The sequence below is a fragment of the Mobiluncus porci genome (assembly GCF_009695935.1).
GTDB lineage: Bacteria > Actinomycetota > Actinomycetes > Actinomycetales > Actinomycetaceae > Mobiluncus > Mobiluncus porci.
This window is the reverse complement of sequence record NZ_VUMY01000004.1, coordinates 60,244-81,251: the sequence shown is the minus strand read 5'-3', so window position 1 is coordinate 81,251 and position 21,008 is coordinate 60,244. Positions and strand designations below refer to the sequence as shown.

13 protein-coding genes are annotated in these 21,008 nt (G+C 58.8%); 4 read left to right on the top strand and 9 right to left on the bottom strand.

Annotation, left to right across the window (positions count from 1 at the left end; all coding sequences use genetic code 11):
* Positions 1 to 26: 26 nt before the first annotated feature.
* Together FYJ63_RS11135 and FYJ63_RS03070 are read right to left on the bottom strand one after the other, a co-directional pair.
* Positions 27 to 470, bottom strand: coding sequence for a hypothetical protein (locus tag FYJ63_RS11135; RefSeq protein WP_229769907.1), 444 nt, complete (start codon positions 468 to 470; stop codon positions 27 to 29).
* A gap of 28 nt (positions 471 to 498) precedes the next feature.
* A complete protein-coding gene (locus FYJ63_RS03070; protein ID WP_154543659.1) occupies positions 499 to 1,251 on the bottom strand; it encodes a PKD domain-containing protein in 753 nt (250 codons plus the stop codon).
* Positions 1,252 to 1,472: 221 nt separating this feature from the next.
* Here FYJ63_RS03070 and FYJ63_RS03065 point away from each other — a divergent pair, with 221 nt between their 5' ends.
* The 3 genes from FYJ63_RS03065 (at position 1,473) to FYJ63_RS03055 (ending at position 6,194) form a co-directional block, all read left to right on the top strand.
* On the top strand, positions 1,473 to 2,684 hold the full coding sequence (locus tag FYJ63_RS03065) for a tyrosine-type recombinase/integrase (RefSeq protein ID WP_229769905.1): 1,212 nt from the start codon (positions 1,473 to 1,475) through the stop codon (positions 2,682 to 2,684).
* Between the two features lie 93 nt (positions 2,685 to 2,777).
* Entirely contained in the window at positions 2,778 to 4,046 is a 1,269-nt protein-coding gene (locus FYJ63_RS03060; protein ID WP_154543657.1) for an ATP-binding protein, read from the top strand.
* 288 nt (positions 4,047 to 4,334) lie between these two features.
* Complete coding sequence (locus FYJ63_RS03055; RefSeq protein WP_154543655.1) at positions 4,335 to 6,194, top strand: cell wall-binding repeat-containing protein; 1,860 nt, start codon at positions 4,335 to 4,337, stop codon at positions 6,192 to 6,194.
* A 350-nt stretch (positions 6,195 to 6,544) separates the two neighbouring features.
* Here the strand turns inward: FYJ63_RS03055 and glgB are convergent, their stop codons facing one another.
* From glgB to FYJ63_RS03040, 3 genes are all read right to left on the bottom strand, one after another.
* The gene (gene glgB / locus FYJ63_RS03050) at positions 6,545 to 8,788 is read right to left on the bottom strand and encodes a 1,4-alpha-glucan branching protein GlgB (protein ID WP_154543653.1); all 2,244 of its coding nucleotides are present in this window, start codon (positions 8,786 to 8,788) and stop codon (positions 6,545 to 6,547) included.
* 77 nt (positions 8,789 to 8,865) lie between these two features.
* Positions 8,866 to 10,986: an alpha-1,4-glucan--maltose-1-phosphate maltosyltransferase gene (locus FYJ63_RS03045; protein WP_338106805.1), complete on the bottom strand. Its 2,121-nt coding sequence runs from the start codon at positions 10,984 to 10,986 to the stop codon at positions 8,866 to 8,868.
* Between the two features lie 1,123 nt (positions 10,987 to 12,109).
* Complete coding sequence (locus FYJ63_RS03040; RefSeq protein WP_154543651.1) at positions 12,110 to 12,853, bottom strand: VIT1/CCC1 transporter family protein; 744 nt, start codon at positions 12,851 to 12,853, stop codon at positions 12,110 to 12,112.
* Positions 12,854 to 13,085: 232 nt separating this feature from the next.
* Between FYJ63_RS03040 and glgP the strand changes: the two genes are divergently transcribed.
* Entirely contained in the window at positions 13,086 to 15,707 is a 2,622-nt protein-coding gene (gene glgP, locus FYJ63_RS03035) for an alpha-glucan family phosphorylase (RefSeq protein ID WP_287847449.1), read from the top strand.
* 486 nt (positions 15,708 to 16,193) lie between these two features.
* Here the strand turns inward: glgP and FYJ63_RS03030 are convergent, their stop codons facing one another.
* The 4 genes from FYJ63_RS03030 to FYJ63_RS03015 form a co-directional block, all read right to left on the bottom strand.
* On the bottom strand, positions 16,194 to 16,826 hold the full coding sequence (locus FYJ63_RS03030) for a TetR/AcrR family transcriptional regulator (RefSeq protein WP_154543649.1): 633 nt from the start codon (positions 16,824 to 16,826) through the stop codon (positions 16,194 to 16,196).
* 292 nt (positions 16,827 to 17,118) lie between these two features.
* Positions 17,119 to 18,141 carry a tetratricopeptide repeat protein gene (locus FYJ63_RS03025; RefSeq protein ID WP_154543647.1) on the bottom strand — a complete coding sequence of 341 codons (1,023 nt, stop codon included), beginning with the start codon at positions 18,139 to 18,141 and terminating at the stop codon, positions 17,119 to 17,121.
* A 226-nt stretch (positions 18,142 to 18,367) separates the two neighbouring features.
* Positions 18,368 to 19,423 carry a DUF8094 domain-containing protein gene (locus FYJ63_RS03020; RefSeq protein WP_229769904.1) on the bottom strand — a complete coding sequence of 352 codons (1,056 nt, stop codon included), beginning with the start codon at positions 19,421 to 19,423 and terminating at the stop codon, positions 18,368 to 18,370.
* On the bottom strand, positions 19,423 to 20,919 hold the full coding sequence (locus tag FYJ63_RS03015; protein WP_154543645.1) for a hypothetical protein: 1,497 nt from the start codon (positions 20,917 to 20,919) through the stop codon (positions 19,423 to 19,425). Before FYJ63_RS03015 ends, FYJ63_RS03020 begins: the two co-directional genes overlap by 1 nt.
* Between the last annotated feature and the right edge of the window lie 89 nt (positions 20,920 to 21,008).

Sequence of the window (21,008 nt, the reverse complement as noted above, 5' to 3'; positions counted from 1 at the left end):
CGCCACAGCCGTGCCCGACTGCTCTGCTATTCCTCCGAACCCGTGCGCGGGTTCGCCGCCAAATCCCGCTTCACCGAACGCGAGGTCCAGGTGTAATACCCTGCGGCCGCTGCTACTAAAAGCACCCCAACCCCTATTGAAGCAAAATCGCGCCCCGTTGCCACCGCCACAATCCCCAAGGTCAGCGCCGCCAAAATCGTAAATCCCAGAACCAGTCGCGCGAGGAACATCACTCGCTGGTATTCCTGTTGACTCGATGGAGGCCGCCCCGGAATTGCCGCTTCTTCTCTCTGGGTTTCGGAAACAGCCTCAGACCCCGCCAATTGCTCGGACACCGACGGCCCCTCTCCTCCGAAATCGAATCTCGCAGCCGCACCCCCGCCGGTAATCGCCGGTTTGCCGCTGGCCTTTACTGAATCCTCTTCCGGAAACCCGCTTACGCCCCCAAAACTAATCTCGTTTCTTTTCACGCCACCAGCCTACCAGGCGATCCTCACCTCAGGGCGCAACCAGGTAGGGGATGAGGTAGCGAACCTCCAAGGGCGTGGCGGAAGAATCCGTGAATAAATCTCCTTCAACGTCCCCGTCATCTCCGCTGTCCCCTCCGGAAACTTCCCAGTCTCCTTTCCAATACACCCGACAATTCACGGTATAAATCCCCGGCTTTGCATACTGGTGTTTTACTGTCCCGTCGGGCCAAGGGGCGCCGGCTTCCTTGGATTTAGTGACGGCGCCATCTCCCCAATCCCACTCGTACCCGACCGGTGTGACTCTGACTTTTACCGAAAATCCTCCCGCCCGAACCTCGAGATCCTGCGGCTTCGGATCCACCACATAGGCGTAGGTGTCCTTCCCGACGATGGCGTTGACTTCGGGGTTCAGTTTAATCTCGGGAGCCTTGATTTCGAGTTTAACATCCTCGGTCACGATGACTGGCTCCGGATGGTACCCGATGTCGAGTGGCGTCTGGCGAGAACCTAGAAACTGGTCTTTCGAGTTGAAAAAATTTCGCAGTTTGCTTCCGGTGTCATCCTTGAAATACGTCCAGCCTGCGGGATTCCCGTCGCTGCCGTCGTGGGGTGCGCTGTGGCTGAAATTGTTGAAGGCGCCGTTGGAGAAGGTAATCGTTCCACTGATCGAAGAACCAGATCCGCTGAAACTTCCCTGAGTCGCTACCGCCCAGAAACCTATCCCCCAGCTCAGCGCCAGTCCGACCACCATTCCGGCTGCCACCATTGCTTTGCGTTGCATCGTTCCCCTTTCGGCTTCGTTGCTGACGTCTGCACCCAAGTTACCGAAATCAACAAAAGCATTCAAACGGCAATGAAACACCCAGGAGCGGCGAAAACACTTCGTTGTAGTTTTGGTGTTCATCAAAGGCGCAGGTGAGAGAGTCGGCATTTGGTCCCCTCCCGCCACATTTTGGCAACAAAATGGCAACAGCCCGCGGACTGGTTCGGTATGACTAAACAATGACTATTGATAAATCCACTGTTGACCATAGCGAAGCCGCGCACGCAGACCATAGAGGAGGGTCGGGGGACTTGTTCAGAAGAATGCCCAGCGAACCACTTCGCGAAGCCCTTGATGAATCCGCCACTTTTGGCGACTTGGCAACGCTGTGGCTCGAGACGAAAGTTGACGTCAAGGAGAGCACCAGGGCTTGCTATCAATCCCTGTTGAAGTGCAGTGCCGCTGATTTTTGGGGGCTTCCTATCAGGGAGATTTCCCATCTTGATGTCATGGCCTGGGTGGCGCGGCTCGTCAGCGATCGCGGGTTCGGGCCGGTTCAGGTTCACTCCGCAGTCGGGGTGATGCGAGCCACCTTGGAACTCGCGCGGCGCTTGGGGGCGATTCCTCCTGAGAGCAATCCCGCAGATGGGGTACCTTTGCCGCGATTACGGACGGGCGGCGGGAGGTTGGATCGGAGATTGAGTCTTCTTGAACTGGAGTTATTGGCTCGCGAGGTAGGGTGGTGGACTTTGAAGTCTTCACCTCTGCCTGGCGAGGAGATCGCCGTCTCGTCCAAGGGTCGCTCGGGTTGGCTGCGACGGCGCAGGACGAGATGCGCAAATGTGACCTTTCGAGTCAGCGAAAAGCGACCTTCGGTAAGCGCCAACCGCCTCGAAGTTTTGACGCGAGTCTTGGGGTATTGCGGGCTTCGCATTGGGGAAGCTCTGGCTTTGACCTGGAGAAATGTGGACTGGGAGTTCGGCGTTTTCCGCGTGAACCGCGCGGTGACCGAGGTTGGGGGGCGCCAGGTTTTTGATACGCCCAAAAATGGCCGTTCCCGCACGGTTCCCATTCCGAAGTTTCTCCTGCAGGGAGATTTGGCTCGCCTCCAAGCGAGTTTTGGGAGTCGGGCTACTGCGAGCGCTTATCTTTTCCCGACCGAGGATGGGAAGAATCCGCTGCGGGCCTCGAATCTCCGCTACCACTTCGATCTGGCAGCGGCAGCAATCGGACATCCGGGATTACATATTCATGACCTGCGTCATACGGCGGCTTCGCTCGCGGTGAGCGCGGGGGCGAATGTCAAGGCGGTTGCGCAGATGCTCGGGCATTCAAGCGCGGCGCTGACCTTGGACGTTTATGCCGATTTATTTGCCGAGGATCTGAGCGCGGTCGGGTCCGCGCTCGATGCCATGCGCCGCCGCGAACTCCGCCGCGCGGCCGACGCCTAACGCCCCGCGAGCTGACCGCAAACCTCGGATTCTCGCCGCTGATAATCTCGGATTTTAGTTGTTGAAGATCTCGGATTTTAGTAGTCTGGTGGTATGGAGACAATCAATCCTGCGGGTTATCTTCCCCGTGTCGTTGACGCGCAAGTGCAGCGCTGTCTGCGCATATATGGGGCAGTAGAAATTTCGGGGGCGAAGTGGTGCGGAAAAACCTGGACTGCTCGGCATCACGCTAACAGTATCGTGCATTTGGATGAGAGTAATGCTTTGGCTGCAGCTAAGGCTGCGCCGGAGTTGGTTCTTGAAGGGGACAAACCGCGAGTTATTGATGAGTGGCAGTTAGCTCCAAACGTGTGGGACGCGGTTCGTCATGCGGTTGATGAGGCTGCGGAAAAGGGGTTGTGGATTCTTACTGGTTCCTCCACCCCGGCTTACAGCAAAACTCGGCACAGCGGTGCGGGAAGATTCGGCCGCGTCAGGATGCGTCCTATGTCGTTGTTTGAATCGGAGGATTCCGTAGGTGCGGTGTCCCTGGAGGGATTATTTGCCGGCAAGTTTTCTCCTGCGCAGACAGGAATTGATGTTTCGACTTTGGCAGAACTGTGCTGTCGCGGGGGCTGGCCGGGTGTCTTAGGTTTTAGTGCGTCTGATGCTCAACAAGTGGCCAGAGACTATTTGGAAGCGGCGTTAGTGACAAGCGTGCCGGCTCAGGGTAAAGACTCGGCGACAGCCCGCAGATTGCTGCGCTCGCTCGCACGGAATCTAGGACAGTTAGCAACCTATAAAACTCTGGTGGCGGATATGTACGGCCAAGAGCCGGGGCAGATTGCGCCCCGCACAGTGGGGGAATACTTGGACGTTTTAAACTCCCTGTTTCTGATTGAGCCGGTAGGAGGATGGGCTCCGCCAGCGCGTTCCCCCAAACGTTTCCAAACCAAGGAACGCCGGTACTTCATAGATCCGTCCCTACCAATAGTGCTCTTGAGACTGAATGAACACTCTCTGCAGAGAGATTTCCAGACTTTTGGTCTAGTCTTCGAAAACTTGTGTCTGCGAGACCTAGCAGTTTATTCGGAAGCTTTAGGAGCAACACTACGCTACTACCGCGACGATGCCGGGTTAGAAGTTGACGCGATAATTGAAACCAGTAGCCAGGAATGGGCGGCGTGCGAGATAAAACTCGGAGAAAATAAGGTGGACAAGGCAGCAAAAAATCTGGTGCGGCTACGGGAAAAGCTTCTACGCAACCCAGCCAACCAGGTAAAACCACCAGCATTCCTAGCCGTAATCACAGGTCTCGGACAGTATGCCTACCAGCGCCAAGACGGGGTCTATGTGATACCTATCACCACGCTCCGCCCTTAAACGCGCGCGCTGAATTCAGGGGACGGGACGTGGCACGGTTCAAAGACACGAACCCAGCCGCGCTTCTGGCAGCGCCGGCAGCCGCCGTGTTGGAAGAGCCTTCTAAATACTCTCCGAACGTCTCACCACAGATTATCAAGTCGGGAAACAACACGGATAAGTCTGTGCCTGCCCAGCAAAGCCCCCCAACGCCCAGCCACAACAGCGAACCTCAAGCACCGACGGGACAATGCCCCGCCCACCGTCAAATTCTCCACCCTTTAATACCCAGAAGAAGGGTTTATTTAGATGAATTTGAAGAAGAAGTTTGTGGTTGGCGCCGCCTCCGTGGCGCTGATTGCTTCGATGGGCGTTGCCCCGGCTTTCGCTGCTGAAATTTACTTGCCGAACGGCACCAAGGTGGAGCGCCTGGCTGGACCGGATCGCGTGGAAACCTCCTTGGAGGCTGCCAAGGTTCGTATGGAACAGTCGACCGTTGACACCGCTTACATCGTCGGTTACGACGCTGTTGTGGATGCGGCTTCCGCGTCCTCCCTTAAAGACGGAGTTATCTTGGTAGCTCCTCGTGACCGTGGCGGCCAGTTGTTGCTGGGCAAGGCGATGAAAGATGACGCCAAGCTCGCGAACATTTCGAAGTTGGTTGCCGTTGGTGGTACCAGCGTAGTTGCGGATTCTGTCCTCGAAAACATCAAGAAGTTTGATGATTCCATCACCGAGACTTCCCGCATCGATGGCAAGAACCGTTACGAGACTTCCGCCAACATCGCCAAGCGCGCCTTTGCTGCAACCGCTGTAAGCACCGTGTTCTTGACCCGTGGCGACAACCCGGTCGACGCTTTGTCCGCTGGCTCCTTGAACGCATTTACCGACAAGAAGGGTCCGGTCTTGCTCGTGAATCCCTCCGGCACGGTAGATAAGTCCATCGTTGATTACTACCGCTCGACCGGCAAGCCTTCCGACAACGTCTTGGTTTTGGGCGGCGAAACTGCTCTGTCTGATGCTCAGGTTCAGCAGGTCGTTGGCGAAACCGAGAGCATTTCTCCTTGGAAGTTCGCCGAGACTGAGGAATCTTTGAAGCTGAAGGTCCAGAAGGCCGCTATCGAGTACTTGGGTCACAAGACCTGGCAGGGCATGGCCGATACGCTGAAGTTCAAGACCGACGGTACCCCTGAGGCTCTGTTCGGCTTGGGCGATGCCAATTCGCTTGCCACCGAGGGAACAATGAAGGATCCTCGTAAGATCAAGGCCGAGAAGGTGACTGATCCTGCTGAGGCTTTCTCCGGTTTCAAGCCGACCTTGGCTCAGTACGACATCTACGCCACTAAGATTGACGGCGCCTACAAGACCGCTAAGGCTGAGTTGAACGAAGCCGTAGCCAACGCTGTAAAGGCCGGAACTGATGCTAACGGTGTCGAGACTCTCGTAAAGGATAAGTTCGAGGCTCTCTACGGTACGGGTAGCTTCAAGGCCACCACGGTTGATGGAGCTTCCCCCGAGGTGAAGGTGAAGGATCAGGGCGCTTTCAACGTCGATAAGGACGGCAAACTGACCGGTCTGAACAAGGCTTTCATCGCGAAGCTCGGCAAGGACTACGCCCAGAATGAAGACGCCAAGATCAAGGAAGCCTTGGAAGTAAAGGACGACACTCAGGTTGCGGCTCCTGGCGCAGCAGACCCGAAGAACTTGGAAAAGTTCAACGAGATTCTCCAGGCCGACTTTGCCAAGCAGAAGGCTTTGACCGAGGCTTCTAAGAAGAAGTTGGCAAACGCTGTTGCCACCTACAACGCTAAGCCTTGGGCTAAGGTTGTCACCCAGGCTAAGGGCGTGAAGCGCATCATCGGTAAGGATCGCTACGAGACTGCCGCTCTGATCTCTTACTACGCGACCAACGCGATGACTAACGACAGTGTCAAGAACGTTTACTTGGCTAGCGGCGAAGACATGCACCTGATTGACTCCGTGGTTGCCGGTCAGCTCACCAACGGCACGATCATGCTCGTTCCGGGCGCTGACTTGTCCGATGAGACCAAGCTCGAATTGGCTCGTTTGGTAAAGCAGAACGTGACCATCCAGGGCTACGTCATTGGCGGACCGAAGGCTGTGTCTGATGACGCAGTTGTGGCCGTCGCTAAGGCCATGGGCATCTAATCGACAGGTAACCGATTAGACACAATCAAATATAACGTTCTCCCGGGCAGCGAAGGCTGTCCGGGAGAACACTTTAACTGGGTTCATCAAAGATACTGCCCCCACTGTAGAGGCACCTCGGGGTTATGGAGTCTTCCCCGGGGTTTGGCTGCTTGAGCGGTCTCGACACGATTGCAGCCTCCAGTCGGAACTAAGTCAACTCCAATAAGACGCCCGTTCAGCTTCCCCCGCGTTGAGCCTCCCGTTCCTGCGCCTGGAAAGCCCGCCTAAGAGAACAAAAAAGGGTGAGAGCGCCCCCACCGGACGCTCTCACCACTAAGCCTTAGCCAACTAAGCCTTAGCCTTCCGATTCAGAGATTCGGGTTATCGGCGGAAGGCCGGAGAATAATCACCCCGAGCGGCGGGATCCGCAAGGAAACCGAAGCCGGCCGGTTGTTCCACGGCACGTCCTCAGCCTCCACATGACCCATATTCCCGACTCCGGAACCGCCGTAAATCTCCGCATCCGAATTGATGACCTCGTCCCAGCCACCCGCAAACGGCAGCCCGACCCTAAACGGGTCGTGAGGATTGCCGGAGAAGTTCGCAATCACCGCGAGAATCCCCCGCGAATCCGGCGAAGCGCCAGAGCCGCTAGCAGCCTCGGCTGGCCCGAACTGGTCGGGGTCAGCCTTGCGGATGTAACTCAGCAAGTTGTGGTCCCCATCGCTCGGCTCAATCCACTCGAAGCCACGATAGTCATCGCACCACAGCGCCGGATCGGACTTGTAGAGCGCATTCAAATCAGCAACGAGCCGCTTCACGCCTTGGTGCCCCGCCACGTCCAAGTGCCACCAATCCAAAGACGCGCCCGAATTCCACTCGCCGCCTTGGGCAAACTCTGAACCCATAAAGATTAACTGCTTGCCCGGATGAGTCCACTGGTAGCCGAAAAGCAAGCGCACGCCCGCGAGCTGGCGCCAATAGTCCCCCGGCATCTTAGACAAAAGCGATCCCTTGCCGTGAACGACCTCGTCGTGAGACAGCGGCAACATGAAATTCTCGGAAAACGCGTAGACCAGGGAGAATGTGAGTTCGTTGTGGTGCCACTTGCGGTTCACCGGATCCTCGGCCAGGTAGCGCAAGGTGTCGTTCATCCACCCCATGTTCCACTTGAGGCCAAAACCGAGGCCACCAGAGGAAGTCAGCGCGGTCACGCCCGGCCAGGCGGTCGATTCCTCGGCAATCATGACCGTCCCGGGGCAAACCCGGTAACAGGTCGCGGTGACCTCTTGCAAGAGCGCAATCGCCTCGAGGTTCTCCCGTCCCCCGTAGACGTTCGGGTGCCACTGGCCTTCCTTGCGCGAATAGTCGAGGTACAGCATCGAGGCCACCGCGTCCACGCGGAGCCCATCGATGTGGAACTCCTCCATCCAGTAAAGCGCGTTGGCGACGAGGAAGTTCTTTACCTCACGCCGACCGTAGTTAAAGATAAGCGTCCCCCAGTCCGGATGCTGCCCTCTCTGCGGGTCGGGATCTTCGTATAGCGCTGTGCCGTCAAAGCCGGCGAGCGCCCAATCGTCTTTCGGGAAGTGAGCCGGAACCCAGTCGAGAATAACGCCGATGCCGTTTTGGTGAAGGACATCTACCAAGTAACGGAAGTCGTCGGGCGTGCCGTAACGCGCGGTCGGGGCGTAATAGGACGTGCACTGGTATCCCCAAGACGGTCCGAAGGGGTGTTCCGCGACAGGCATGAACTCGACGTGGGTGAAGTTCATTTCCTTCACGTAAGGCACCAAGTGTTCAGCCAGGTCACGGTAGCCGTAGCCCTCTTTCCAAGAGCCAATGTGGCATTCGTAGACGGAAACGGGACGCGTGTGGATGGGGTGGGTTTCAGCAATCGCGGCGCGGTGGTCGATCCATTCCTGGTCTTGCCACTCGTGGAACTTGTCGGTCACGACGCTCGCGGTCGCGGGCGGGATTTCGGTTGCGCGGGCGAGCGGGTCAGCCTTTTGATGCCAGCCACCGTCCGGGCCCTTGATTTCGTACTTGTAGCGCGCGCCGATGTCGACGCCGGGGATGAACAACTCCCAGACGCCGGACGCGCCGAGAGAGCGCATTGCTGAACCCGCACCGTCCCAGAAGTTGAAGTCGCCGACGACTTTGACGGCCTGGGCATTCGGGGCCCACACGGCGAAAGCGACACCGCGGACTTTGCCCATCGGACCCTCGTACTCCTTGATGTGAGAGCCGAGCACATCCCACAGGCGCTCGTGGCGGCCCTCCGAGATGAGATAGGTGTCCATCTCCCCCAGGGTCGGCAGGAAACGATACGGGTCATCCGAGATGACTTCCTGGTCGCCGTAGGTGACTTTGACGCGGTAATCCTCGAGGTTCGCGTGGGGGATGACTGCCGCCCAGACGCCGTCCTGCTCGTGGTCGGCAGGGAATTCGCCGTGCTCAGTCACGATCGTAACGCGGTCGGCCATGTGGCGCACCGTGCGGATAGTGACGTCTTCGCCGTCGGAGTGGGGGCCGAGGATGGAGTGGGGAGAGTAGTAATTCGCGTATGCTACTTGGTTCAGGAGATCCGGAGAAACTGGGATTTTTGCCATGAATATATCCTTGCACATTTACGTCTAGGCTGGGGCGGGTTTCGCTGCGCCAGCTGGGTCCGACCCGCTGGCTCCTCTCAATCCGGAAGGGGGTGGAAACTAAACACGTGGGCGACATTCGCGTAGGGGTTGAGCGACACGAAATTGTCTGCCGCCCAGGTGTATTCCGCCCCGCCGTTCAACTCGTCGCGGACCACAAACTGTGGCTCTCCGCGAGTTTCCGCCGCCGCGACTTCCGGAAAATCGAGCGGGCTCAATCCGAGCGTCGGCACGTCCAAATAAATCCACCCCGACTGCGTATTGCGCGCGTCCAAGTTCACGACCACCAGCACGGTATCGTCTTGCCCCGTTGGTGAATGAGCCGCATCAAGATGCTTCGAAAACACGAGAAGATTGTCATTCGTGCAGGCATGGAATTTGATATTCCGAAGCTGTCCGAGAGCCGGATGGCGCTTACGAATTTCGTTCAAAGTCCGGTTCAGCGTGGCGATCCTATAAGTATCGCGCGCCCCCCAGTCATAGACCTTGACCTCGTATTTCGGGTTGTCGTTAACTTCCTCAACCCCGGGGCGCTGGACATGTTCGGCGAACTCGTAAATCCCGCCGCCGAGAATCCCCCAGGTCGGGCCGGCCATCGCGGCGAGCACCGCGCGAACTTTGAAAGCCTCAACGCCTTGGGTCATATAGTCGGTCAAAATGTCGGGCGTCATCGGGAACAGCGCGGGACGTAAGACATGGGCGGTCTCGTAAGCAAGTTCCTCGAAATACTCGGTGAGCTCCTTCTTCGAGTTCCGCCAAGTGAAATAGGTGTAGGACAGGTGGAAGCCGACCTTCGCGAGCCCCCGCATCATTGCTGGTTTCGTAAAGGCCTCGGCCAACATGACCACCTCGGGGTGGGTTCGGTGGAGGTCTCCAGCAAGGCGCTGCCAGAATCGCACGGGCTTCGTGTGGGGGTTGTCCATCCGGAAAATCGTGACCCCGTGGTCAATCCAAAACTCGATAACCTCGCGAATCGCCGCGTAGAGGCCGTCGGGGTCGTTGTCGAAATTCAAGGGATAAATGTCTTGGTATTTCTTCGGCGGGTTCTCCGCGTACGCAATCGTCTCATCCGCCCTGGTCGTGAACCACTCGGGGTGTTCCGTAACCCAGGGATGGTCCGGAGAACACTGCAGCGCAAAATCGAGGGCAATTTCGAGGCCGAGTTCGTGGGCGCGCGCGACGAAGTCATCAAAGTCTTTGAGCGTCCCCAGGTCGGGGTTCACCGCGTCATGTCCGCCGTCCTGGTTCCCAATAGCCCAAGGCGATCCCGGATCGTCAGGCCCCGCGCCGAGAGAGTTGTTTTTCCCCTTGCGGAAGGCCACCCCAATCGGGTGAATCGGGGTGAGATACAGGACATCGAAGCCGTCCGCGGCCACGTCGGGAAGAATCTCTTTAGCAGTCTGGAGGGTTCCAGGGACGATGTGTCCGTCTTGCCAGTAGGAGCCGATGGAGCGAGGGAAAATCTCGTACCATGACCCCACGAGCGAGCGCTCGCGGTCAACACGGAGGGGATAGAGGCGCGTGCGGGTCACGAGATCCTTGAGGGGTGTTTCTGTCAAGATGTTCGCGACCAGCTCGTTCGTGGCCGCCGAGAGCCGAACCTGGGGGCGGCGCTTTTTCTCGCGCAGCCCCACGATGGCGCCTTGAAGAACCGCCTTATCCGGCTCGGACAGTTCAGCCTGGGGGCTGGCAGTCGAGTCGGGGACTTGATGAGCTTCCGCGTTAATGGCCCGTTCGAGGAGCCGCGCGCCCTCCTCCAGGGTCAACTCGACATCGATACCGGCGGGAATCTTCACTTTCGCGTCATGCACCCAGGTGAGATACGGATCCACCCAGGACTCAATCGCGAAGGCGAAGCGACCTGGCGTCTGAGCCTGGAGTTCGGCTTGGAAATGGTTCAGACCTGAGCCGTATTCAAGCATCCGCGCGCGGTCCACGACCTCCCACTTCGCGGGGTCATGGGGGTTCGGTGGGGCGGAGTAAAGGTCGTAGCCGTTCGTGCCGCGGTCTTTTTCGTCCGCGGGGCGCAGCAAGACGGCATCGGCGCCGAACAGGGAGTGGCCGTCAATAAAGACTGTCGCAGTAACGGGGAAAACTTCCCCCACAGCAGCTTTGGCTGGGAGATGGCCGCCTTCCACCACGGGCCCGACTTCCATCACGGAGACGCGGGGGAACTCCGCGGTCGGCGGGAGGCGGTAGGGTTCAGGGGATTTTTTCGCGGGGGGCGCGGGGGTTTTCGCGCTCGCCTTTGGTGCTTTTTCGACAGACCCTGCGCTCGCCTTTGATGAAGTCGCGGTCGATTCAGCATCGGTCAGAGCAGCACCCGAATCAGTAACCGCAGTTGGAGCAGGCTTAGCAACCGCGGAATCCCCACTCGCCTTTGTTGATGTCTCGGGAACTACGGGCGACTCGTTAGCAGGCGCGGGGGTTTTCGCGCTGGCCTTTGTTGAAGTCGCAGCCGGTTTAGCCGGAGCCTTAGCCGCTGCCTGCTCAGCGGTCTCTTTCACGGCGGGTTCGTCAGCGGTTTTTGCCGCGCGGCGACGGCTCGGAGCGTTTTGAGAACCCTGAGAGCTCGGAGTGGAAGCTGATCCGGAATGGCGGCCTGAAGTTGATTTCTTTGCTGTAGTCACACTCAAAGCCTAAAACATTTATGCGCCCGCCGGAAGACTTTTGCCCGAGTCGGCGCAGCCGGCGGCCTAGTCCAGCCCCTTGAGTCGGAGCATCCGGCGGGCCAGACGTTTGCGCAGCCGGCGGGCCAAACCTCGTTGGCGAGGCCGGAACGAACCGTTACTGCCTATTGCTAGGTTTAGAGGTTATTTGATATGTTTAGATTGCTCACGTTGAGGCGTGAGTATATTCGAAGCAACCGCTACGGATATAGTTCGGCCCCGAGTACACGCTCGGAGCCTAAGAGGAAAGGATAATCACGATAATACTAGGAATTATCACAATCCTGATTGCCCTTCCGGAAACTATTTTAGCACTGATTAACATTGTTGAAAAGTGCGAAAAACGGCCAAAAGAATAGGGCAATCGCCTCGGTTTCGAACTCCGGAGCCGAGGCTCCTCTAACTAGGGTCACATCATCACCCAACCTTGCTTTATTGGGAGTTGTAGTTAGTGTCCGATCCGTAACCCAGGAAAAAATGGCAATGACTGCCATATATCCCACAGATGCCCAAAATCTCCCGAGTTACGGAAATACCCCCAAATACAAACAGCCAGCCAAGCCCTAAATTTTACCCAACCTTTACCAGCCTAGTGAATTCTTGTTGAACGGCCTCAAACCGTCACGCCGAGAAGGTGACCGACCGCGCCGGTGATAATCATCGCAAACGCCCCACCAGCCATGACGCGGATTACGGCCCGCAACCGCGGTGCCTCACCGAGGACTGCCGAAACATAGCCGACGATAGCGAGGGCCACCATCACCAGGCAGAAAGTGACTTGAATCGCGAAGTACTGGGGCGGGACGAGGAGGATTGTCAACAGCGGAATCAGCGCGCCGAGCGTGAAGGATACTGCCGAGGAAAAAGCGGCAGCCCAGGGGGAGGTAAATTCCTCGGCGTTGAGCCCGTAGTGAGCGGCAACGTGGGCGACAATAGGGTCGATAGCGCTGTATTCATGGGCGACCTGGGTCGCGGTTTCGCGCGACAAGCCCTTGTCCATATAGCACTCGACCAGACCCTCGAACTCGGCGTCCGGATCCTCGGCAATGAGGCGGCGTTCCTTTGCGACCACGGCTTTTTCCGTGTCGCGCTGGGTGGAAACGGAGACGTATTCGCCCGCAGCCATCGACAGCGCGCCGGCGACGACTGCGGCGATACCGGCGGTCGCAATGGCGGCAGTATTCGTCGGGGCAGCAGCGGCGACCCCGACAACGACGCCAGCAGTGGAGACAATGCCGTCATTCGCGCCGAGAACTGCGGCGCGCAGCCAGTTCAGGCGTGAAGAGGTAGAGGATTTCTTGTCCTTTTCCTTGTCTTTCGCAGCGGCATCTTTAACGGGTTCAACAGCGGTGCTCATGGACTCAGCGTAAGCGAAAACTCGCGGTTTTACAACGAATCCAAGGCTTGCCTAAGTTTTGGCGTAGCCGGCGGGCCGGACCTCTTGGCGTAGTGACCGAATGGAACGAAGCCAAAGGGTCCGACCCGCCGGCTGCGATAAAACGCAGGCTATCCCTTACTGAATAAAAGAAAAATCAAATCAAACGCTCACTTTACCCAAAATTAACAGCGCTTCGATAGGATAGGTAACCGTGAAAGCAATTCGAAGATTTACTGTACGTTCTGTTCTCCCCGATAATTTGAAGCCGCTGGCGAACCTTGCCCAGAATCTGCGCTGGTCATGGCATCGCCCCACCCGCGACTTCTTCGCCTCTCTCGATCCCCAGGTTTGGGACGAGGTCGGCCATGATCCGGTAGCCTTCCTTGGCTCGGTTTCCACCGAGAAACTTGCGGAACTCTCCGCCAACCCCGACATCGTCAACCAGGCCCAGGAGCTCGACCGCGGCCTGTCCGACTACTTGTCGAAGCCTCTGTGGTTCGAATCCGAGTTCAACAATGCCGATAAGCCGAAGGCCATCGCCTATTTCTCCGCCGAGTTCGGCATCACCGCAGTCCTCCCCCAATATTCCGGCGGCCTCGGAATCCTCGCCGGCGACCATTTGAAGTCGGCCTCCGACCTCGGTGTCCCGATTATCGGCGTCGGACTGCTCTACCAGGCCGGCTACTTCCGCCAGTCGCTGACCCGCGAGGGCTGGCAGCGCGAGAGTTATCCGGTGATTGACCCGGACAACTTGCCGCTGTCCCTACTGCGTCAGCAAGACGGCTCCCCCGCTTATGTCTCCATCCCGCTCCCCGATCGTCGCACGCTCTGGGCGCAAATCTGGGTCGCGAAAGTCGGGCGCATCCCCTTGCTGCTGCTGGATTCTGACGTCGCCAAGAACGATGAGGCCACCCGCTTGGTGACCGACCGTCTCTACGGCGGGTCGAAAGATCACCGGATGGAACAAGAGCTCCTCCTCGGTGTCGGCGGGGTCAAGGCGCTGCGCTTGTTCAGCGAACTTACCGGCGCGCCGACCCCCGAGGTCTACCACTGCAACGAGGGCCACGCCGGATTTATGGCGGTAGAACGCATCCGCGAGCTCATGAACGGCGAGGAGCGCCTCGACTTCGGAACCGCGATCGAAGCCGTCCGCTCCGGCACCTTGTTCACCACCCACACCCCCGTTCCCGCAGGTATCGACCGTTTCGACCGCGGACTCGCCCAGCGTTATTTGTCGGCAATCGAGATCCCCGGGGTCACGACCGACCAGATTCTCTCCCTCGGCGCCGAATCCTACGAAGGCGGGGATCCGAACGTCTTCAACATGGCGGTCTTCGGGCTGCGGATGGCGCGAATGGCCAACGGTGTGGCGAAACTCCACGGCAAGGTGAGCCGCGGGATGTTCCACTCGCTGTGGCCCAACTTCGACGTCACCGAGGTGCCGATTACTTCGATCACCAACGGCGTCCACGGCCCGACCTGGACTGATGGTCGGTTGGCGGAGTTGGCACGGGGTCACCAAGACCCTGGCGAGCACGTCAACACTTACCGCTGGGTGCGTCCTGCCTCCGAAGGCGGGGTTAGTGACGAGGAGTTGTGGCAGTTGCGCCGCGATTTGCGCTTGCAACTTGTCAAAGACGCTCGCCGCCGCGTCAAGGCGAGCTGGCTCGAACGCGGGGCCTCCCCGGCGGAACTCGCTTGGTGCGATGAGATTCTCGACCCCGACACCTTGACAATCGGTTTCGCGCGGCGCGTCCCGACCTACAAGCGATTGACCTTGATGATTAATGACCCCGAGCGGCTCGCGGCTATCTTGACCAATAAGGATCGTCCGGTCCAGATTATCGTGGCCGGTAAGTCCCACCCCGACGATGAGCAGGGTGTTTCGTTGATCCAGCAACTCGTCCACTTCGCCGACCAGCACGGGGTGCGCGACCGGATTGCGTTCCTCCCGAACTACGACATGGATATGGCCCAGATTCTCATGCCGGGCGTGGACGTGTGGTTGAACAACCCCTTGCGGCCGCTCGAGGCTTCGGGCACTTCGGGCATGAAGTGCGCTCTAAATGGGGCACTCAACCTCTCGATTCTTGACGGCTGGTGGGACGAGCTTTACGACGGGCGCAACGGTTGGGCGATTCCGACCGCTGACGGCGTTGACGATCCGGTTCGCCGCGACCAGATTGAGGCCGCCGGGTTGTATGACCTCATCGAAAACACGGTCGCCCCGCGGTTCTATGACCGCGACGAAAACGGGGTGCCGCGCCACTGGATGGAGATGGTGCGTCACACCTTGGCGACGCTCGGACCCCAGGTTCAAGCGCAACGCATGGTCAGCGAGTATGTCGAAAAGCTCTACACTCCGGTGGCCGCATCTTCGCGCCGCTTGAACGCTTTGGGCCACTCTGACACGCGGTCTTTGGCGGATTACAAGGCGCGGGTACGCTCGGCTTGGCCCCAGATTTCGGTCAACCACGTCGTTTCCGAAGTCGGAGACACCGCGACGGTCGGGGATGAGGCCTCGTTCTTTGCCGATGTCCAGCTCGGGAATCTGCGCCCCGAGGATGTGGAAGTTCAGGTCGTGTTCGGGCGGGTCACCCCCGATGACACGATCTCGAGTTTCCAGACGCTCCCGATGAACTGCGTCGGGGAAGAAAACGGGCTGTTCAAGTACCAGTTGGTGACTACTCTGAAGCAGGCCGGCCCCTACGGGTATCTCGTTCGCGTCGTGCCGCACAACGACATGATGGCGGGATTCACCGAGCTTGGGCTCGCGACGAACGCGGAGCGCGCCTCGGATTCTCCTGAGGTTCACTTCAACTTCGGGAGCTGAAGTTCTTAATCCCAACTCCCAACACAGTTGAACCCGGGCTGCTGCTCGGGTTCAACTAGTTAATTGCTTATTTTTCGTTCCGGTGGCGGAGGGGTATTGGACAAATCGGATTTTTCCTGTTTCGGCTCAGGGGTGTGCACGAATGTACGGTGTAAACCCGCCGAGCCTTGCCTCCTGAAACCCCAAAACACCAAGACCTGCGCAAACACTTAAATGCCCTGCCGACGAATCCAAGCCAAACCGGCTACGCCGTACATTCGTGCACACTTCCGAGGGTGCCACGCGGGTCCCGCTCCTCTGTCGCAAGTTTTTTACCGGTGGGGACGGGCCAAACCGGTAAACCATGCTTCAAACACCACCGGAGAATGAGCCTGATCAGGAAAAGCCTCCGTATTTAGGGAAATAGAATCGTCTGGAACAAACTAGACCAGACTAACCCCTACAACAACACCCAGGACTAAACCTGCAGACACACAATTTGTCCTTTTAATTCGCAGCGGATTTCTTCGCGGTGGAGGATTTCCGTTTGGCCTTTGTCGAGCCCGCGCCCGCAGCCGCGCCCTTTGTGGAACCCGCAGCCAACGCCGCCGAAACCTCCGCGCTCATCGTCCGCAAACCACGCCCGAGCGCGCCGGCATCATCAAAGCCCGCGGCCAAGACCAGGGTCCCCTCCACGCCGCTGATGGTCCGCTCTGAAAGAGAGGCGGCAGTCCCGCGCTCCACGCCCGCGCTCAGCAGCGCCTTGGTGAGCGCCCCGCGCCAAGCGTTATAGTGGTCTTGAACCTCGGTTTTGAAAGTTTCACCTGCCGGATCACCGGTCAGCCGTCCCCAGAGGCTCTGTTTGCTGCCGTCATCGAAGAAGTCCTTGAGCCCGTTGAACATACCCTCGAGGTCGCCGCTGTCGAGTGGGGCGGTTACCGCGGCGGCAAACTCGGTTTCCACGGCGGCAAGGACTTCGCGCATCATCTGGGTTTTTCCGTCCGGAAAAAGGTTGTACAGAGAGCCGCGTCCAAGGCCGGTGACCCGACTGATGTCTGACATCCCCGCGCCGGTGTAGCCTTGCGTCTCAAAAAGTTCGGCGAGCTGGCTGACTATTGCTTCGCGATTGGGTTTTCCCAACGTTCTTACCTTTCCCACGGCAACATTGCTTTAAGTCAGTATCACGCGAATCTGTAACATTCGGTACAATGGCGCGCCGAGGCGGGCGAAATCCTTTGGTGATTTCAGCAAGCGGAGCGGAAAAGGGACGGTTTCGAACGGAGCTGTCAGGGTGGGTTTCGGCTTTGCGTAATGAGCGAAGCGAATGGAGAAAAGCGGAACAGTCCCCAGGGTGGAGCCACCTGGGTCGGACCCTTCTGGCTGAACTTAGTTACGCCAGAGAGGTCCGACCCTGTGGCTACGCTGAGGTCTCTTAGTAAAGCAAGGTCGCGAGGCGGCCTCGCATCGGCGCCACAATCGGGTCATCGCCCAGAATCGCGAAATATTCCACCATCCGTGCCCGCGCCTTGTCGCGGTCCTCCCCGGCGGTTTCCGCCACCACTGCCAGCAACCGCGTCAGTGCTCCGGGAGCATCTCCCGAGTTCAACTGGGCATCGGCAGCCGCCAATTGGGCCTCCACGTCGGTTGTTGGCGCCTTATTGCCGCGCTCGACCGCCTCCGCTCCGGCCATCGGGCCGTCCTTCTCGACGCGCGCACCCAAGCGAGCCTTGGCGAGCAGGGGGTCCACCGTGGCGGATTCACCCGGGTTTTCCTTCAAGTATGACTCATAGGCCGCGACTGCTCCGGAAAAGTCGCCGTTCTCCGCGAGTTCGGCAGCCTCTGCCAGCCCCTCGGGGAGCGCGGACTTCGCAGCTTCTGCGCCGGTTCCGCTGGCACCGTCGGTTCCGTCGACGCCACTCGCGCCGCCCGCACCGTCCGCTGCCGCGTCATCAACCAGCCGTCCGGTTACCCCTTCTTTAGCAGCCAGTTCGAGGATTTTTTCAAACACGTTCTTCACGGTCGCTGCCGGAATCACTCCGGTAAATAGCGGCGCCGGATGCCCTCCCATCAGGAGGAATACGGCCGGAATTCCTTGAACTTGGAAGGCCTGGGACAGGGAGGGATTTTCGTCGACATTGACTTTGCCGAGCGCAATCTTCCCGCCGAACTCCTTCGTGGTTTTCTCAAGAACCGGCCCGAGTTGACGGCACGGCCCGCACCACGGCGCCCACATGTCTAAAACGATGGGGACGTGTTTCGAAAGTTCCAGCACCTCGGCAAAGTCTTCCTCGGTAATGTCGCGGATGAGCGGGCCGCGGACAATATCTTCGCCGGCGGTTTCGGGTGTGGCGGACGCGGCGAACGCGGTCGTGCTCGGAGCCGCGGCGGCGGTTTCAACAGGTTCGTTTCCTGCAGCTTCAGCAAAAGCCAACTGTTCAGCGTGTTCAGAGGTCATTTTTCTCCTTCAGACTCATATACCTTGCTAATATATTGCTCCCGACCACGCCGGAGCGAATTTATTCGCGGATTGCGTAATTCCGGACACTAAGTTGATATCAAGATAGCGTCCGCATCTAACTCAATTTATTGAAACGCATAGATTCCGGGGTTTTACGCTGTCCTGTGACAGCCAGATCCCTTCCGGACACTGTCTTCACATGAAGATAGTGTCCGGAAGGGGGTTAGTCGGCGGACATAGCCGTGGTCGCGTCGGAGGCACCGAGGACGGAGACTTTCGCCTTACTCCCCGCGGGAGGAACCGAGAACAGCACCAAAGCCGTGTGTTTTTCGCTCAAAGTAGAGGCGGCGCTCGTCTTTCCGGTCATGGCCTTTGCTGCCGGCCCCAGGTTCAGGCGCCGCTCCGACTTCATCGTGACCTCGTAAGTCACCTCGCTCATCACCAAAGCGCCCCCATCTGTCGTCCCCAACGCCACAAAACCGTCCGGCCCGGGAGCCGCTGAAATCGTCACGCTGAGCCCGCGCGCGCCCTTGACGAGTTCATCGTATGAGGTCCTCCGCTCCTTGTAGGTCGCCATAAATGAGTCCAGCGCCGTATCGAAAACATCTTTGGCCGGATCCTCGGGATTGTTCAACAAAGCCGCATAACTCGGCGCGATCCCGCCGGGATTCACCAAAAAATCCTTACTTTTCGCCGGTACCGCCGGAGACCCCACCTCGGGCTTGAAAGTCGCGGGGAACTTCACTTTCGGGAAGAGCTTCACGTACCCCCACAGCGAATAATTCGCCCGCGCGTGGGATTGGGCAAAAGCGAAAACGAAGAGCGACTGCCCCTCGGTCGCGGGCGAAACCGTGAACGCATATCGCGGCCATTTTCCGGCCTCCTGAACCACCATGGCCTGCGGTTTTGTCAGGGGCAGGCCGCTAATGGTTGCTCCTTGGGTGGTTCCGGTCACGACGTATTCCCCGTTTCGCATGGCGAGCGCCGGATTCGTGAAGCGTGAAGCGAGTGGCTGCCAGTCTCGCGCCTGGTCTCCGGCAGCCGAAGCCGCGTTGGTGGACTCGAGAATCGCGTTCATGCGGGTGTCATCAAGGGCGGGCGGGAGTTTGTCCCCCGTGGGAGAACTGATCAAAGTGGGGGTGTAAGAGCAGGCAGCAAGGGATATTGCCGCCACCAGCGCCCCCACAATCACCAAAGGGTTCTTCCGAGGGAGCCCCGCTCGACGCCATGTCCGAAGTTGCCTAAATCCGCTCTCGCTCATGTTTTCTACCGTAGTCATTAGTTCGCCTCCGAATCTTGGGAGCGGGTATCTGAACCGTGCCTGACGCGGGTATAGGCATTAGAGACAAAGCCCCTCGAGTTCGCTGCCGATCCGGTCTCAGACGTAGCGTTTTCCTTCCCAACAGCCGCGCTGTCCTTCTCGATTACACCCTCTTTCCCAGCAGCCGCCCCCGCGTCACCCAGTGGCGCGTTCTCCGCGGTCAGCCCAGGTTTCGAACTTTCCGCGTCCGGTTCGGGTTTCGAGGATTCTCCTCCAGCCCACGGGTCTTCTGCCGCGGCTTTACTCTTCCAGAAATAGGTTCGCACCGGTTTCGGGGGTTTCGCGAAAGATCGGTTCCCTCCCGCGGCCTCGGCCGCGTCGGCCTGACTGTCCGCATTTTCGTCCGGTTCGCTGTCGGCAGTCGCCGCGGCGGTTGGGGCCGGTGCGGTTTTCAACAAGGCCCCCTCGGCCTCGCTGGAAGTCGCGGATTCACCAGCAGCTTCCTCGGACTTTGCTGAGCCCCTCTCAGTCTTTGACGTCCGAGATTTCTTTCCTTGAGCCTGCGCCATCCGCGCCGCGCGCCGCGGATGAGCGGTCGCTTCGATTTCTCCGGTCACCTCGGCTGCCAAACGACGGGTCTTGTCTTTTTCGACCGCGTCTTGGCGGCGCGCCCGAGAGCGCACTTCCGAGAACCAGGAGAGGAAAAGATAGACCAAAATTGCTGCCAGCGCGATTGCTCCGGTTATTGTCAAAGCCCATGGCAGAGCCAGCGAAGGCTCGTGGTGCCACTGCATCTGGAGTTTCGGACCATTAGGCTCCGCCTTACCGCCAGGGGTTTTCCCGTTTGCGGCGGAGGACGTGGCCGTCGGGGTGGCACTGCCAGCAGGAGCCTCCTTTGCTGAGCCCTCCGCCGGAGCCGCCGGAGCCGCCGGTTTGGAAGCCTCCGGAGACGGCACTTTAACCGCATCTGCTCCCGGCCCGCTCTTTACGAAAACCACCGCACTCCACCGCGAATCGGAAAGATTCCACTTCAGACTCGCTGAGCCTTTGCCGGTCGCGGTCTGTTTCCAAATGTCCAAAGTCGTCAGGTCCCCCGCGTCGCCCTGAGCCGGTCGGGCTCCCCCTTGGAGACCTCCCCCGGGTTGTTCGCTATCAGCGGAATCCTTTTTGGCTGGCACTTGTTTAACTTCGAAACTCCCCCCGGGAGCGAAGTTTTTCAACAAGAGGTGGTCAATCGGGGCGGCAAAAGCCTTGACATCCGAGGTCAGACCGACTCCGAGAAAAATCTCTTGGTCCGGCGAGCCCTTTGCCAAAAGTGTGACCGACTCACCAGTGGATTCCAACACATTTTCGCCGGTCACCACGACTTGAGACGGGGAATCCGGGGAGATGAACTTCGCCGTGGAACTCGGTTTCATCCAGGTCAGGCCACCAATTCCGAAAAGCAGCAGGGCCAGCGTCACCGCGAGAAGAACGGCGCCAAGAGCCTGTTTAGTGCGACGCTTCGAAATCATGGGACTCCTTCAATTGATGGCCAAAACCGTTTTGGTGACAAGATTACCTTACCCAGATTGCCCCAGCGGGGCGACTTACCCTTAGAATG